Source organism: Proteus alimentorum (genome assembly GCF_002607735.1).
In the GTDB taxonomy this organism is placed as follows: domain Bacteria; phylum Pseudomonadota; class Gammaproteobacteria; order Enterobacterales; family Enterobacteriaceae; genus Proteus; species Proteus alimentorum.
The window spans coordinates 248,736-263,907 of record NZ_NBVR01000039.1 but is presented as its reverse complement, the minus strand read 5'-3'; the positions used below and the strand labels follow the sequence as shown (position 1 = coordinate 263,907).

The window sequence follows — 15,172 nt, the reverse complement described above, 5'->3', positions numbered from 1 at the left end:
ATTAAATAAGACGAGAAAGCCAACCCAATGGGTTGGCTTTTTTGCGTTTGGGGGTTTTAAAAAACCAAAGTGAGTGAATTTAAAATATTATCCTAAGTTCAAAGCTGAAAATGTTGTTACATTCTCCAATAAAATAGCCAATCTTCAATCCGTTAAACACTATTTATGGATCTCTATTTGTAAGATCATCTCTTTATCAAGTATCTAACTTCACTTAATTTAATATCTCGCATTCTGAGCTTCTTATTTTTTGTTATTTTCGATGGATCTTATTAGATGTAGATAGTGAAAATATAAAAACACGCTCTTTATGACTAAGTATATTTTTTTATTGAGATATTTTTAATGAATAAGTTATTGAGGCTCCTGCTCTTCTGAACTTAATAAATCATAATTTAAGAGATTTTTATTACCATCAATAACCATGATTGGTGATTTAGGCTGATAGCACTCATTTAATGGTGAGTGACATTTTTGGGGTGAATTATGTTCTATACCAAGCCAACTACTTAGTAGCCAATAGTTATTTACCGTTGAATAAGGCTTATTCAGCACTTCTTTATTGATAATAGGTTTAATAGATGATGGGCTATACCAAATAAACAAAGGTATATCATAAGCTTCTTTTCGTGGTGTATTTACACCATGATGATAACGAACCTCTCTATTTTTATCGAGACGCTGTAAAGCGTGATCTGCAAAGTAGAGAATAGAAGCTGGCTTATCTTTGACTCTCTCTATGATGTCATTAATTAATTTATCTGTATAAGCGATAGAGCTGTCATAGCAGTTATCATCATCTTCTTGCGTGAACTTCTTTAAATACTGACTTGGAAATCGATTACAGGCCGGCTCATGGCTACCATATGTATGTAAGATAATGAATTTTTTCTGTGCAGATGGCTCATTGAGAGCGCTGTCTAAATAAGGAAGTAGTTCTTCATCATAACCGATAAATTCATTCCACTTTTTATTTTGAGCCATATTTGCAATAACAGAAATGACACTGGTTTTTTGATTACCTTCACCTTGGTTACTTAGCCAATATGTTTTAAATCCGGCATGATTAGCGAGGGAAACAATATTATCTGCGTAATGATTTTTATCTTGTAACTGTTCCAGTCCTATATTGGAAAGTGAAATTGGTACAGAAAGAATGGTTACTGGAGCCGGAGAATAAACGTGATTGAATAGAATAAGGCGACTCTTTTCCTTCATTAGATTAGGTGTTGTATCGTGCTGATAGCCATAAATACCTAGATGATCTCTGCGAACGGATTCTCCAATAATAAGGATATAAATTTCTGTATTATCAATATTTTTATTATATTGAAACTCAATTTTTTGAGAGGCAATTCTTCTAATTTGGCGATTTTCATGGAAAGTTCGAACAAGTGCTGCTGCATTATAAAAAGGTGTATTCAGAAGGGTATATTCTGCAAGTAATTTACTTTTGTTATCGTTTCTTAATGCTAAGTTTTTATAAATTGGAATGATGGCTATTAATATAACAAAAGCAGTCATACTTTTTTTTGTCATTTTTAGATCAGAGACTCGAGCCGCTTTATGGATGAAAAAAGAGTAAATGATAAAAGCACATATATAGAATAAGACATAGTACTTATTATAAGAGAGCATACCGACAGTTTCGCTGCCGTTAGTATTAATAAAAGTTTCAGCAATGGAGGATGAAAAGGCAATATCGTGTTCACGATAGAAAAATAGAGAAATAGATAGGTTTAAAGACCATAGAGCACTAATAATAAAGGTTATTATTTTTCCAGAAACAGAACGATAAATGCCACTACATATCAGCATAAGTAGCCAACCAATAAGAACAATATAGATTTTTTGTTCTATATATAGCGTTGAACCACCCAATATTGCAGGTGCCATAGATAAGAAAAATAAAAGTGCGTAATGAGTTAACCGAGACATAATCTATTTAAAAACTACCACCTCTTTTTATGTAGAATAAAAAGTTAACCATTTACCTTTTGACAATACAAGTCTTGTTGGGATGAAGTGTGTCTGAAATTGATATTATTATGTTTCTTTCTCACTATATTTGGTTCTTTAGTTATTTTTAATAAGTCATATAGTAAATGAAATTTGTCTGTTTTTATTTGTAATTAATTGATTTTAATTTATTTTTTATTTTATAACAGTGGAATAACTAATAATAAGTTATTTAAATAATCGTATAGATCTGTAGTTAAAACTTAAAATATTCTAAATAAGTCAATGATAGAAATAGGATCAAGATTTTTATGATAATTGATAACAATCATTGAAAATGAATAACCCCAAAGTTGGAATTCACTTTAGGGTTATTTTTATTTAGAAAGATAACCTTATTTCAGGTTGTTAATGCTGTTTACCTTGTTCAATACCTAAGCCAATTTGAGAACGAATAAATTGAGCTTGGAATTTTGCTTTTTCTTGCTCACCTAAAGATGATTTATCTGTAATAGAGAAAAGCCATGAGACAACAAAAGCAATGATTATTGAGAATAATGCTGGGTATTCATAAGGATAGATGGGTTTTTCATGACCTAAAATACTTACCCAAATTGTTGGCCCTAAGATCATCAACGTGACAGCAACTAATAAACCAGACCATCCACCCGCGACAGCACCTCGGGTGGTAAGTCCTTTCCAATACATGGATAACAATATAATTGGAAAGTTACAGCTTGCCGCAATTGAGAAAGCGAGTCCCACCATAAAGGCAATATTCTGCTTTTCAAATAAAATACCTAAACCGATAGCGACGATACCTAAGATAACCACAGTAATTTTGGATACTTTTAGCTCTTGTCTTTCATCCGCGTGACCATTTTTAATGACATTAGCGTAGAGATCATGTGATACCGCAGATGCACCCGCTAAAGTTAGCCCTGCAACAACGGCTAAGATAGTGGCGAAGGCCACAGCTGAAATAAAGCCTAAGAAGAAATTACCGCCAACAGCATCTGCTAAGTGAACAGCCGCCATATTGGTTCCGCCAATCAAAGCGCCAGCGGCATCTTTGAACACAGGATTAGGGCTAACGAGTAAGATAGCGCCGAAACCAATGATAAAAGTAAGAATATAGAAATAACCGATAAAACCTGTTGCATAGAAAACACTCTTACGGGCTTCTTTTGCATCACTAACAGTAAAGAAGCGCATGATGATATGAGGAAGTCCCGCCGTACCAAACATGAGTGCAAGACCTAAAGAGAGAGCTGATATAGGATCAGAAACCAACCCACCAGGACTCATGATAGAAAATCCTTTTGAGTGAACACTAACGGCTTCTTTAAATAAGGTATTGAAATTAAAATCGACCGCTTTCATAACCATAACAGCCATAAAACTTGCACCCGCAAGTAATAAAATAGCTTTAATGATTTGAACCCAAGTGGTGGCTAACATGCCTCCAAATAAAACATATAACACCATTAGAATGCCGACGAGCACAACGGCAATATGGTAGTTTAAGCCGAAAAGGAGTTCGATTAATTTTCCGGCACCGACCATTTGTGCAATCAGATAAAGAGCAACAACAACCAGTGATCCAATAGCGGAAAGTGTTCTCACCGGTTTAGGGCTTAAGCGATAGGAGACAACATCAGCAAAGGTATAACGCCCTAAATTACGTAAACGTTCAGCAATAATAAAAAGAATGATAGGCCAACCAATCAGAAATCCAATTGAATAGATAAGCCCATCATAACCTGAGGTATAAACCAGTGCGGAGATCCCTAAAAAGGATGCGGCAGACATAAAATCACCGGCGATTGCCATTCCGTTTTGAAAGCCAGTGATTTTCCCTCCGGCAGTATAGTAATCAGCACGAGAGCGGGTACGTTTAGAAGCCCAATAAGTGATGTAAAGCGTTAAACCTACAAATATTAGGAACATGATGATGGCCTGAATATTCATGGGTTGTTTTTCACCGCCTTCTGTTATTGCGGTAGCGTAAGCAACCGTTGAGGAGAGGAAAAATAAGCTTATTGCATAGAGTAACTTTCTCATTTTTCTACCTCTTCAATAATTTCAGCGGTAATTTTGTCGAACTCTGTATTGGCTTTAATGACGTAAACGCCCGTTAATAAAAATGAGGCGATAATTAAACCAATGCCAATAGGGATGCCTCGTGTAATGTAGCTTCCTTCGTACAGTGGTGTACCTAACCATTGCGGATAGAACGCAATAAGTAAGATAAATGAGACATACATAACAAGCGTAATAATTGAAAGTGTCCATGAAAAACGACTACGTTTACTAACCAGTTCTTTAAAGCGAGGGTTGTTCTCTATCTCTTGATAAATATTGGCATTCATCAGAGTTCTCCTCTATATAATTGTTTGGTTTATCACTTGATTTAGAGGCTTAAATCCCCCGCATTCCATGATTTTAAGGTAAGAGAGCCCAGCAAAGGCATTTTCATGCCTTTGCTTTGTCGTATTACGTTTTTTAAATGACAGTTATTTGTTGTGTATTAAGCAGTGAGTGATAGAGACTGTTTTTCTTCTAACAGTTTCTCTACAACACCCGGATCAGCGAGTGTTGAGGTATCCCCGAGGTTAGTTGTGTCGCCAGAGGCAATTTTACGCAAGATACGGCGCATAATTTTCCCTGATCGTGTTTTAGGTAAGGAATCTGTCCAATGTAGGATATCAGGTGTGGCTATTGGCCCAATTTCTTTACGTACCCAGTTGCGAACTTCAGTATAAAGTTCAGGTGTTGGTTCTTCACCGTGATTTAAAGTGACATAAGCATAAATGGCTTGCCCTTTAATATTGTGAGGAATACCAACCACTGCGGCTTCTGCAATCTTAGGATGTGCAACAAGAGCGGATTCAATTTCTGCTGTTCCTAAACGGTGACCTGAAATATTTAAGACATCATCAACTCGCCCAGTTATCCAATAGTCACCATCTTCATCGCGACGAGCACCGTCACCAGAGAAATACATACCTTTAAAGGTTGAAAAGTAAGTTTGTTCAAAACGATCGTGATCACCAAAAAGTGTTCTTGCTTGACCAGGCCAAGAATCCGTGATCACTAAGTTACCTTCGCAAGCCCCGTGTTGTACTTCTCCCATATTATCGACAATTGCAGGCTGAACGCCGAAGAAAGGACGTGTTGCTGAGCCCGGTTTTAGATCCATAGCACCCGGCAATGGGGTTATCATGAAACCACCTGTTTCTGTTTGCCACCATGTATCAACAATAGGGCATTGGCTACGTCCCATCTTCTGGTAGAACCATTCCCAAGCCTCTGGGTTTATAGGTTCACCCACAGAGCCTAAAATACGTAGAGAGGTGCGTTGAGTGCCTTCAATCGCTTTATCGCCTTCAGCCATTAATGCTCGGATTGCTGTAGGAGCTGTATATAAAATATTGATTTGGTGCTTATCAACAACTTGAGCCATACGGTTAACAGATGGATAATTAGGGACACCTTCAAACATAACAGTAGTAGCACCATTTGACAGGGGGCCATACAGTAAGTAGCTATGCCCTGTTACCCAACCTACGTCAGCAGTACACCAATAAATATCGCCTTCATGATAATCAAAGGTGTATTTAAAGGTCATTGAAGCATAAACGAGATAACCTCCCGTTGTGTGCAATACACCTTTAGGCTTGCCTGTTGAACCTGAGGTATACAGAATAAAGAGAGGATCTTCGGCATCCATCACTTCGACATCACATTCTGTACTGACACCTTGAATGATTTCGTCCCACCAAACATCACGTCCTTCAATCCATTGATCAGTATGTCCTGTTCGACGAAATACTACGACATGCTCAATAGGAGGGATATCAGCGTGATTTAAAGCATCATCAACATTTTTCTTTAATGGGATAGCGCGACCCGCACGTAATCCTTCATCAGCTGTAATCACTAATTTCGCTTTTGAGTCAATGATCCGGCCTGCAACAGCTTCAGGAGAGAAACCGCCAAAAATAACAGAATGGATAGCACCAATACGAGTACAAGCGAGCATAGCGACCGCGGCTTCCGGTACCATTGGCATATAAATCGCCACAACATCGCCTTTTTTAATACCTAAGTTTTTTAATACGTTAGCGAATTGGCAAACATCTTGGTGGAGTTGTCGGTAAGTAATTTTTTTCGACTCATTAGGTGAGTCACCTTCCCAAATGATGGCGACTTGATCTCCTCGTGTTTTAAGGTGGCGATCAAGACAGTTTTGACTGATATTTAGTTGACCATCTTCAAACCAGCGAATGCGTACATGGCCTGGGTCAAAAGACGTGTTCTTTACCACAGTATATGGTTTTATCCAGTCAATGATTTTCCCTTTATCTGCCCAAAAGGCCTCAGGGTTTTTGATGGATAATTCATACTCTTTTTGGTATTGCTCTTTATTGATCAGGGCGTGTTCTGCAATGCTTGCAGGAATATGATGTTGGTTTATTTTTGTCATAATAGTTCTCCTCACTATTGTTAATACTATGTCAAAAAGTCGTTAACAAAAGAGGGTAAATAAAGATTGTTTCTTTTTTGCGCAGAAGATCACGAATTAATGGAAATGCTTTTCATGGCGTGTTCAATTAGTGCTAAAGCTAGTGGGGAATTATTTATCTACTATTTTCTTGTTTAATAGGATTATCGTTTAATAGAACACTTTTAAATTAAAATAATATACTGTGAAAATTAATTTAACTGTGCTGAACAAAAAAACCACAAAAATAATATGGATATGATAATGATTTTCATTAACGTTTTTTTCACTATAATGAAATGAAAAGATAAATCACATGATGTGATCCAAGATAAAACAGCACTGGAGATTAATATGAGCTATACATTACCTGCACTGCCTTATGCTTATGATGCATTAGAGCCTCACTTTGATGAGCGTACAATGGAAATTCATCATACTAAGCATCATCAAACTTATGTGAATAATACCAACACAGCATTAGAAAAATTACCTGAGCTTTCTGGCTTAGAGATTGATGAATTAGTTAAAAATCTTCATAAAGTGCCTGCCGATCAACGTACTTTTTTACGTAATAACGCAGGTGGTCACTCTAACCACTCATTATTCTGGAAAGGCCTGAAGCTAGGTACTCAATTACAAGGTTCACTAAAAGATGCGATTGAGCGTGATTTTGGTAGCGTTGACGCTTTTAAAGAATTATTTGAAAAAGCGGCTGCTAGCCGTTTCGGTTCAGGTTGGGCTTGGCTGGTATTAAAAGATGATGGCAAACTTGCGGTAGTTTCTACTGCAAACCAAGATAGCCCATTAATGGGGGAAGAGTTAGCTGGCGCATCGGGTTACCCAATTGTCGGGTTAGATGTGTGGGAACATGCTTACTACTTGAAATATCAAAATCGTCGCCCTGATTATATTAAAGCGTTCTGGTCAGTCGTTAACTGGGATGAAGCGCAAAAACGTTTTCAGAGCAAAGCATAATTGAGTAGATAACTTCCTTTCTCTTTTATATTTTCAATGCCGACATTTGTCGGCATTGTTTCTTTTGAACACTATCTTTACTATGAGTTATTCCTTTCTGTTTAGGTAGTGATAAGCTATGCGTTATTTTCCTAGTGTTTTTATTGGTAATGTCACAACAACATCTAATGGATTTACCAGTGCGATCACCAAAAGGCTGGTGGATGGTTATATCAAATTGACATCACAGGGATTAGAAGGTGATGAGCAAGCAGAAAAGAGTTTTCATGGTGGTCCTGATCGCGCACTTTGTCATTACCCTAAAGAGCATTATCTTTATTGGGCGGAGCAATTCCCGCAATTAACTGATTTTTTTCATGCCCCTGCATTTGGTGAAAATATCTCAACAACAGGCATGACAGAAGATAATGTTTTTATTGGGGATATTTATCAATGGGGAACAGCATTAATTCAAGTGACTCAACCTCGCTCGCCTTGCTACAAACTTAACACGGTGACAGAAGTCAGTCACTTTTCGCAACTCATGCAAGATAGTGGTTACTGTGGTTGGCTATATCGTGTTGTGAGTACTGGAGAAACAGGTAGTCATCATCCTCTTGTGTTGGTTTCAAGAAACAGTGATGTCTCTGTTAAAGAAGCGATTTCGATTGCTTTTCATATGCCATTTGATGAAGAACTTTATCATCGCTTATTAAGTGCCGCAGGATTATCAGCGAGTTGGAGTAAAACCATGCAGTTAAGACTGCAAAATCAAACCATTGAGAGCTTTGATAGACGACTATTTAAGAAGTAAATGGATATACCATAAAAGAAACACTGTTATTATGTTTCGAATTTTTATTAAGAAAATGCAAAAAATATCAAAGAAAGAGATTGAGATCGCCCAAAAACGATTGATGGAGGTGCTCAATGAAATTGAGAAGTCATAAAGAATTACATAATGAAAGATGAAGAATATCGTATAGTTTGGGATGGTGAAACGCGTAAAGAAAAATTGAGAGATACACTGGCTCAATGACGTAAACACAATAATTTGATAAAAGCGCAAGTTGCTGAGCGAATGGGTGTAATACCACCAGTAATTACCAGAATAGAAAATAATGTTACTAAAGCAAGTATAGATATTGTGGTATTAAGAATCCAATAATTCCTCTTTACTAAAAAAACACCACCCTAAAAATTGAACTGCACCCCAAAAGTTGGCTACCAACTTTGGGGTGTTTTTTATGCATTAACGAAAAATTACGGATGTGCAATAAATCCGATTGCGTCATAAACCTTGTCTAAGGTTGCTTGAGCGCGAGCTTTGGCTTTATCTGCACCTTCTTTCATGATTTTATTAAGCAACGCATCATCATTACGGAATGTGTTAAAACGTTCTTGAATGTTGGTCAGCATTTCAGATACCGCATCAGCAACAGCACCTTTTAGATGGCCGTACATTTGGCCTTCAAATTCAGCTTCTAGTTCAGGAATAGTTTTACCTGTAACACCCGCTAAAATATCGAGTAAGTTAGATACACCGGCTTTGTTTTCAAGATCGTAAATAACACGAGGTGGCTCTTCTGAGTCTGTCATTGCACGTTTGATCTTTTTAGCTGCTGCTTTTGGATCTTCAAGCAATGCGATAACGTTATTACGGTTATCATCAGACTTAGACATTTTTTTAGTTGGATCTTGTAATGCCATCACACGAGCTCCACCTTTAGGAATAAAAGGATCGGGTACGGTGAATATATCGCCATAGATTGCATTAAAACGCTGGGCAATATCACGGCTTAATTCTAGATGCTGTTTTTGGTCGATACCAACTGGAACTTGATTGGTTTGATAAATGAGAATATCCGCTGCCATTAATACAGGATAATCGAATAACCCTGCATTGATATTTTCAGCGTGACGCGCTGATTTATCTTTAAATTGAGTCATTCGGCTCAACTCACCAAAATAGGTATAGCAGTTAAGTGCCCAGCTTAATTGTGCATGTTGTGGAACATGTGATTGAACAAAAATAGTGCTTTTTTCTGGATCAATACCACAAGCAAGGTACAGAGCCAGTGTGTCTAAGGTTCTTTTTCTTAGTTCTTTCGGATCTTGGCGTACTGTAATGGCGTGTTGGTCAACGATACAGTAAATGCAATCATAGTCATCTTGCATTTGTACCCATTGACGCAGTGCACCCATATAGTTTCCGATAGTTAATTCACCAGAAGGTTGTGCACCACTGAATACAATTGGCTTTTGTGCCGTTTTTTCTACTGAAGTCGTCATTTTAATTCTGTTCCACAGTTGTCATTGGCGTGATATCGAGGATAGAAAGCAAGTCAGCAAAATTATCGAGTGTAAAATCAGGTTTGCTGTCTGCAATAGATACGCCGTAGTTATAGCCGTAGGTTAAACCTACGCAAGGGCACTCCGCCGCTTGTGCTGCAATAATATCGTTGCGAGAATCCCCAACAAAAAGGAGTTCTTCCTTTTTAACACCAAATGTGCCCATTGTTAAATATAATGGTGCTGGATGTGGTTTTTTTTCTTTCACATCATCGCCACCTAACACTAAGGAAAAGTATTTTTCAATATCCAGTTGCTGTAGTAATGGTGCAATAAATGGTGTTGGTTTGTTTGTCACGATACCCAGAGGAATATTGTGTGAAGCTAATATTTCAAGGGTTTCTTTGACGTGAGGGAATAAATCACTGCCTGTTTTGACTGAAGTTGCATAATGTTCATCAAAAAGTTCACGCATCTCTTTTAATAAGGTATCAGTCACATCCTCGACACCAGCATTGTGCAAAGCGCGTGTCAGTAGCATATCCACGCCGTTCCCAACCCAAATAGTGACATTATGTTTGCCAGCTGGCGGGAAGCCTTTTGTTTTTAATGCGTAGTCTGTTGCTTCTGTAAGACCAACAGCGCTGTCGGTGAGAGTGCCATCAAGATCAAAGGCGATAGCACGGATACCTTTGAGTTTTTTATCTGTCATTACGATACCTTTTCTAATTCACGGCGCATATTGTCGATAACATGCTTATAGTCTGGTTGATTGAAAATAGCAGAGCCTGCAACAAACATATCAGCGCCAGCTTGCGCAATTTCAGCAATATTATCGACTTTGACACCGCCATCAATTTCTAAACGAATGTCATAACCACCATCATCAATCATCTTACGAACTTGGCGTAATTTATCGAGCGTATTAGGAATAAATGATTGGCCACCAAAGCCTGGGTTAACAGACATTAGCAGGATAAGATCTAATTTATCCATAACATAGTCGAGATAGTTTAATGGAGTTGCTGGATTAAGCACTAAGCCTGCTTTACAACCACAATCTTTAATTAATTGAATAGTGCGATCGACGTGGTCACTGGCTTCAGCGTGAAATGAGATATAAGTTGCACCCGCATTTGCAAAATCAGGAATGATACGGTCAACAGGTTTAACCATTAGGTGAACATCAATGGGGGCTGTAATGCCGTAGTTGCGCAGCGCCTTACAAATTGGCGCACCAAATGTCAGATTAGGAACATAGTGGTTATCCATAACATCAAAGTGGACAACATCTGCGCCAGCTGCGAGGACTTTTTCAGTATCTTCACCAAGGCGAGCAAAATCAGCGGACAAAATAGAAGGGGCAATCAGAAAATCTTTCATCGCATTCTCCAGACAACACTCCCATTGTCGGGAGGTGTTAACGATTATTTATATAAGGCAAGTAATTCGTTCACTTTGCTACGACCCAGTGTGTTGCTACTGATTGTTCTTCTGACCTTCACACTGTGTAGCTCTTTTGCGTTTACATACCACTCTTTTGTTAACGCAGTCTCATGATTTGATATTAACACGGGTATCTGTCTCTCGTAAGCCAGCATTGAGGCAAGTTGAGCCAGATGTTCCTGCTCTTGAAAACTAAAGCTATTTGTATGGTATGACGTAAAATTTGCAGTCGGAGATAATGGTGCATAAGGCGGATCGCAATAAACGACAGCGCCTTTTTCTGCATTTGTCATCGTTGATGAATAGCTTTGGCAAACAAATTCGGCTTTTTGTGCTTTTTCAGAAAACCAAGTTAGCTCTGCTTCAGGAAAATAAGGTTTTTTATAACGACCAAAAGGGACATTGTATTCACCTTTTGAATTATAACGACACAGCCCATTGTAGCAATGGCGGTTAAGATAGAGAAATAACACACTACGCTGATAAGCGTCTGTTGAACGATTAAATTCTTGTCGTAGTTGATAAAACTCTTCTGCGATATTCATCTGAGGGGTAAATAATAAGCGGGCATCCTTCATAAATTTTTCAGGATGTTGTTTTACCGTATTATAGAGATGAATTAGATCACTATTTATATCGGCAAGAATATATGAATCGTATTCTGTATTTAAAAAAACAGAACCGGCACCCATAAAAGGTTCAATTAAACAATTACCCTCAGGCAGATGACGTTTAATGTCATCTACCAAAGGATATTTACCACCAGCCCATTTTAGGAATGCGCGTTTTTTTTTCATGCCGTCCAAATTTCTCAATCGTTTCAGAGTCGCCGATTGTACTCTGTTTCAGACAGCATATCAGCGGTGAACTTCGTCTTAATTATTTTTTTAGATCCTGATGAACATGTTTCATCGGTCTAACCCAAGGTTGTTTTGCTTGTACTGGTGCAGGTAAAGAAGAAACGGCCTGCTTTGCTTCACTTATATTACGATAATTTCCATAGATGAGTACATACCATGGATTACCGTTACGCTGTGTTTTATAAATAGCGTAGTTTCCATTGAGGTTCTTTTTAGCGAAAGCCTCTAAGGTATCTTGGCGACTTGCACCACTTAATTGCAACGTATAGTTAGTGGCAGGGATAGTGCTTAAATTACCCGCTGATAATGAGCCTGAAACAACAGGTTTAGTCGTTGTTGGTTTAGGTTGCGTTGTTGCTGGTGGTGTTACCGGTTTTGTCGGTGGTGTTTTTACTTCAGCCGGTTTTTGTACTTGTTGTACAGGTTTGGTGACGGGTGGTTGTGTAACAGGCTGCACCGGTTTTGGTTGTTGTGCATTTAACTGCTGATTAGTCGCTTGATTAATGCCCGCTTGTTGTTGATTTAAAGAATCAACGATATCTCCAGGGATTTCAACACGTTGACCTTGCGAATCAATCATTGGAGGTAAATTTTGTGAAGGTGGTGTTGCCGGCTGTATATCTTGCCCAGAAATAGACTGAGGTGTCGATGGCTGACCATTTTCTAAAGGCGTAACGGATGACGGTTGCTGAGAGAGGTCGATATTTCTTTCTGTATTGGTTGAAGGCGCAGGTTCTGTTGTTTCTGGTGATTTTAATGCTGAACTTATTGCGATAATTAACAGAATAAGCACTAAAACACCCACACCAATCATCATCTGTTGACGGGATACAGAGAATCGTGCGTTTTTTAATGGATTGCTACGAGGTCGGTTGGTTCGACGTTCAGGTCTATCCGAAGTATCAGGTTTGAGTGAATTATCACCCTTGGTTTCATTATCAGGTTTGAACTCGTCCATTATGCCCTCCGTCAGAGCGTCAAAAAGCGAAAAATATTCTATTCAGCCTTAGCCATTACCTCATAGTATAAGGATGAAACGCTTTTTCTGAAACGTTGCATTTGACAATATTAACCAGAATTTTCCTTAAATGGATATTCTGGTTTACATCTAGTCAGGTAATGGGGAGCTTAATTTGCATTAATGCAAGATGTTATCGCTTTGCGGACTTGTTCGCGAGTAATATCGGCACGCAATTCGGATTGACCGATACCTTTTGGTAAAACAAGGTGTAATTTGCCACCAGATACTTTTTTATCTCTCATCATATGAGGTAAATAGTCATCAGGTGTCATCTCAATAGGACCATTGACGGGGAGATTGGCTTTCTCAAGCAATTGAATAACTCGTTGAGTCTCTTCTTCAGTGAGTTGACCAAGCGCTTGAGATGTTCTTGCCGCCATTACCATACCTGCAGCAACGGCTTCACCATGCAACCAAACACCATATCCCATATGAGCTTCAATGGCGTGTCCATAGGTATGGCCAAGGTTGAGTAGTGCGCGTAAACCACTTGTTTCTTTTTCATCAGCAGCAACGACGTCAGCTTTTAGCTCACAGCAACGACGGATACAAAATGCCATGGCGTTAGGATCAAGAGCCAAGAGTTTATCAATATTATTTTCAAGCCAGATAAAAAACTCTTTATCTAAAATGATGCCATATTTAATAACTTCAGCTAAACCCGATGAAAGTTCACGAGGCGGTAATGTGGCAAGACAATCGAGATCGATAACAACAGAAGCGGGCTGATAAAACGCACCAATCATGTTTTTGCCAAGAGGGTGATTAACCGCTGTTTTTCCACCAACAGAAGAATCGACTTGTGACAATAGTGTTGTTGGTACTTGGATAAAGCGAACGCCACGTTGATAGCTTGCTGCGGCAAAACCGGTTAGATCACCAATAACACCACCACCTAATGCGATAAGTGTTGTATCTCGATTGTGATTTTTTTCTAATAATGCAGTAAAGACATCATTCATGATCTCAAGCGATTTATATTGTTCACCATCAGGCAAAATGACGCTATCAACCAAAACACCTTGTTTTTTTAAGGTGTTCGTTACCTTTTCTAAATAGAGAGGAGCAAGAGTCACGTTTGTGACAATCATAACTTGCTGTCCCGATTTTAAAGGTAAAAAGGTATCTTCTTGATGAAAAAGGCCAGAAGCAATGGTAATGGGATAGCTTCTTTCACCTAATGTGACAGTGATTTTTTCCATAACAGTGGCCTTCTTCTTATTGTCTTTACTTAACCATATAAATAGCTGAATTTATTAGTTTTGTTCTAATAATTCAATTATTTGATTGGCTACAATTTTTGCACTCTGATCATCAGTATGAATAGTGATGTCAGCAATCTCTTCATAAAGAGGATTACGTTCTTCAGCTAATGTCTCTAAGACATCACGCACAGGTTCAACACCTTGCAATAAAGGACGTTTTTTATCACGTTGGGTACGCGCGAGCTGCTTTTCGATGTTGGTTTCTAAATAAACAACCACACCACGAGCAGATAGTCTGTTACGGGTTTCTCGCGATATCACCGAACCACCACCTGTTGCTAGCACAATGCCTTGCTTTTCAGTAAGTTCGTTGATTATTTTTTCTTCTCGTTGACGGAAGCCTTCTTCGCCTTCTACATCAAATACCCAACCTACATCCGCACCTGTACGTCGCTCAATTTCCTGATCGGAATCATAAAATTCCATACTAAGTTGTTGAGCTAACTGACGACCAATAGTGCTTTTGCCGGCACCCATAGGCCCAACCAGAAAGATATTACGTTTCTCTGCCATGTTTTTGGTATTACTAAGATATTCGTTAATGATAACCCGCCCCGCCAAATTCATTCAGCGACGGGACCTAAACTGAAATTTATGAGTGTTTATCTAATTCACACCTGATAACATTTGTTATCTACTCTCATAATAAGACTGAGTTCTTTCAGTAGATCGCTATAAAATAACCACATGCTGTCATAAACGACAACATAGGATAAAAATCCCTTTGCCCACAGTACATAACAAAAACTACTAAAAAAGTAATTATCTTTGTTGGCAACGCGGAGATTCTAACACAATTTAGTCGGAAAACCGCATCTGATAATATTGTCTTTTTCGTCATCAATCGATCAATATTACATATAAA

General features: G+C 38.4%; 13 protein-coding genes and 2 pseudogenes. 4 read left to right on the top strand and 11 right to left on the bottom strand.

Annotated elements, in window-relative coordinates:
• Positions 1-354: 354 nt before the first annotated feature.
• The 4 genes from B6258_RS16295 to acs form a co-directional block, all read right to left on the bottom strand.
• Positions 355-1,938 (bottom strand): phosphoethanolamine transferase, encoded by a 1,584-nt coding sequence (locus B6258_RS16295; protein ID WP_099076141.1) that lies wholly within the window; start codon positions 1,936-1,938, stop codon positions 355-357.
• Positions 1,939-2,367: 429 nt separating this feature from the next.
• The gene (locus B6258_RS16290) at positions 2,368-4,023 is read right to left on the bottom strand and encodes a cation acetate symporter (RefSeq protein WP_099076140.1); all 1,656 of its coding nucleotides are present in this window, start codon (positions 4,021-4,023) and stop codon (positions 2,368-2,370) included.
• A complete protein-coding gene (locus tag B6258_RS16285; protein ID WP_099076139.1) occupies positions 4,020-4,331 on the bottom strand; it encodes a DUF485 domain-containing protein in 312 nt (103 codons plus the stop codon). Before B6258_RS16285 ends, B6258_RS16290 begins: the two co-directional genes overlap by 4 nt.
• A gap of 158 nt (positions 4,332-4,489) precedes the next feature.
• Positions 4,490-6,448: an acetate--CoA ligase gene (acs, locus tag B6258_RS16280; RefSeq protein ID WP_099076138.1), complete on the bottom strand. Its 1,959-nt coding sequence runs from the start codon at positions 6,446-6,448 to the stop codon at positions 4,490-4,492.
• Between the two features lie 372 nt (positions 6,449-6,820).
• On the opposite strand from acs, the gene sodA reads away from it, so the two are divergent.
• From sodA to B6258_RS16260, 4 genes and pseudogenes are all read left to right on the top strand, one after another.
• Positions 6,821-7,444 (top strand): superoxide dismutase [Mn], encoded by a 624-nt coding sequence (gene sodA / locus B6258_RS16275; RefSeq protein WP_099076137.1) that lies wholly within the window; start codon positions 6,821-6,823, stop codon positions 7,442-7,444.
• Positions 7,445-7,562: 118 nt separating this feature from the next.
• Positions 7,563-8,237 carry a 6-hydroxyaminopurine reductase gene (gene yiiM / locus B6258_RS16270; RefSeq protein WP_099076136.1) on the top strand — a complete coding sequence of 225 codons (675 nt, stop codon included), beginning with the start codon at positions 7,563-7,565 and terminating at the stop codon, positions 8,235-8,237.
• Positions 8,236-8,373, top strand: a pseudogene (locus B6258_RS16265) (type II toxin-antitoxin system RelE/ParE family toxin); the annotation flags it as partial. The gene yiiM and the pseudogene B6258_RS16265, both read left to right, overlap by 2 nt.
• Positions 8,354-8,605, top strand: a pseudogene (locus B6258_RS16260) (helix-turn-helix domain-containing protein). The pseudogenes B6258_RS16265 and B6258_RS16260, both read left to right, overlap by 20 nt.
• A gap of 81 nt (positions 8,606-8,686) precedes the next feature.
• Here the strand turns inward: B6258_RS16260 and trpS are convergent.
• The 7 genes from trpS to aroK all read right to left on the bottom strand — a co-directional run bounded on the left by trpS (position 8,687) and on the right by aroK (position 14,820).
• Positions 8,687-9,715, bottom strand: coding sequence for a tryptophan--tRNA ligase (gene trpS / locus B6258_RS16255; RefSeq protein WP_099076134.1), 1,029 nt, complete (start codon positions 9,713-9,715; stop codon positions 8,687-8,689).
• A gap of 1 nt (position 9,716) precedes the next feature.
• Positions 9,717-10,427, bottom strand: a complete 711-nt coding sequence (locus B6258_RS16250; RefSeq protein WP_099076133.1) for a phosphoglycolate phosphatase — start codon at positions 10,425-10,427, stop codon at positions 9,717-9,719.
• Entirely contained in the window at positions 10,427-11,098 is a 672-nt protein-coding gene (gene rpe / locus B6258_RS16245; RefSeq protein WP_099076132.1) for a ribulose-phosphate 3-epimerase, read from the bottom strand. The genes B6258_RS16250 and rpe overlap by 1 nt, the downstream gene beginning before the upstream one ends.
• 44 nt (positions 11,099-11,142) lie before the next feature.
• Positions 11,143-11,958, bottom strand: a complete 816-nt coding sequence (dam, locus tag B6258_RS16240; RefSeq protein ID WP_099076131.1) for an adenine-specific DNA-methyltransferase — start codon at positions 11,956-11,958, stop codon at positions 11,143-11,145.
• A gap of 82 nt (positions 11,959-12,040) precedes the next feature.
• Positions 12,041-12,979: an SPOR domain-containing protein gene (locus B6258_RS16235; RefSeq protein ID WP_099076130.1), complete on the bottom strand. Its 939-nt coding sequence runs from the start codon at positions 12,977-12,979 to the stop codon at positions 12,041-12,043.
• 170 nt (positions 12,980-13,149) lie between these two features.
• Positions 13,150-14,244, bottom strand: coding sequence for a 3-dehydroquinate synthase (gene aroB, locus B6258_RS16230; RefSeq protein ID WP_099076129.1), 1,095 nt, complete (start codon positions 14,242-14,244; stop codon positions 13,150-13,152).
• Between the two features lie 54 nt (positions 14,245-14,298).
• Entirely contained in the window at positions 14,299-14,820 is a 522-nt protein-coding gene (gene aroK / locus B6258_RS16225) for a shikimate kinase AroK (protein ID WP_129586866.1), read from the bottom strand.
• Between the last annotated feature and the right edge of the window lie 352 nt (positions 14,821-15,172).

Bases quoted from the DNA above. Each gene is read 5' to 3' on its own strand.
- B6258_RS16295 (WP_099076141.1), bottom strand. From the start codon at position 1,938: ATGTCTCGGTTAACTCATTACGCACTTTTATTTTTCTTATCTATGGCA.
- B6258_RS16290 (WP_099076140.1), bottom strand. From the start codon at position 4,023: ATGAGAAAGTTACTCTATGCAATAAGCTTATTTTTCCTCTCCTCAACG.
- B6258_RS16285 (WP_099076139.1), bottom strand. From the start codon at position 4,331: ATGAATGCCAATATTTATCAAGAGATAGAGAACAACCCTCGCTTTAAA.
- acs (WP_099076138.1), bottom strand. From the start codon at position 6,448: ATGACAAAAATAAACCAACATCATATTCCTGCAAGCATTGCAGAACAC.
- sodA (WP_099076137.1), top strand. From the start codon at position 6,821: ATGAGCTATACATTACCTGCACTGCCTTATGCTTATGATGCATTAGAG.
- yiiM (WP_099076136.1), top strand. From the start codon at position 7,563: ATGCGTTATTTTCCTAGTGTTTTTATTGGTAATGTCACAACAACATCT.
- trpS (WP_099076134.1), bottom strand. From the start codon at position 9,715: ATGACGACTTCAGTAGAAAAAACGGCACAAAAGCCAATTGTATTCAGT.
- B6258_RS16250 (WP_099076133.1), bottom strand. From the start codon at position 10,427: ATGACAGATAAAAAACTCAAAGGTATCCGTGCTATCGCCTTTGATCTT.
- rpe (WP_099076132.1), bottom strand. From the start codon at position 11,098: ATGAAAGATTTTCTGATTGCCCCTTCTATTTTGTCCGCTGATTTTGCT.
- dam (WP_099076131.1), bottom strand. From the start codon at position 11,958: ATGAAAAAAAAACGCGCATTCCTAAAATGGGCTGGTGGTAAATATCCT.
- B6258_RS16235 (WP_099076130.1), bottom strand. From the start codon at position 12,979: ATGGACGAGTTCAAACCTGATAATGAAACCAAGGGTGATAATTCACTC.
- aroB (WP_099076129.1), bottom strand. From the start codon at position 14,244: ATGGAAAAAATCACTGTCACATTAGGTGAAAGAAGCTATCCCATTACC.
- aroK (WP_129586866.1), bottom strand. From the start codon at position 14,820: ATGGCAGAGAAACGTAATATCTTTCTGGTTGGGCCTATGGGTGCCGGC.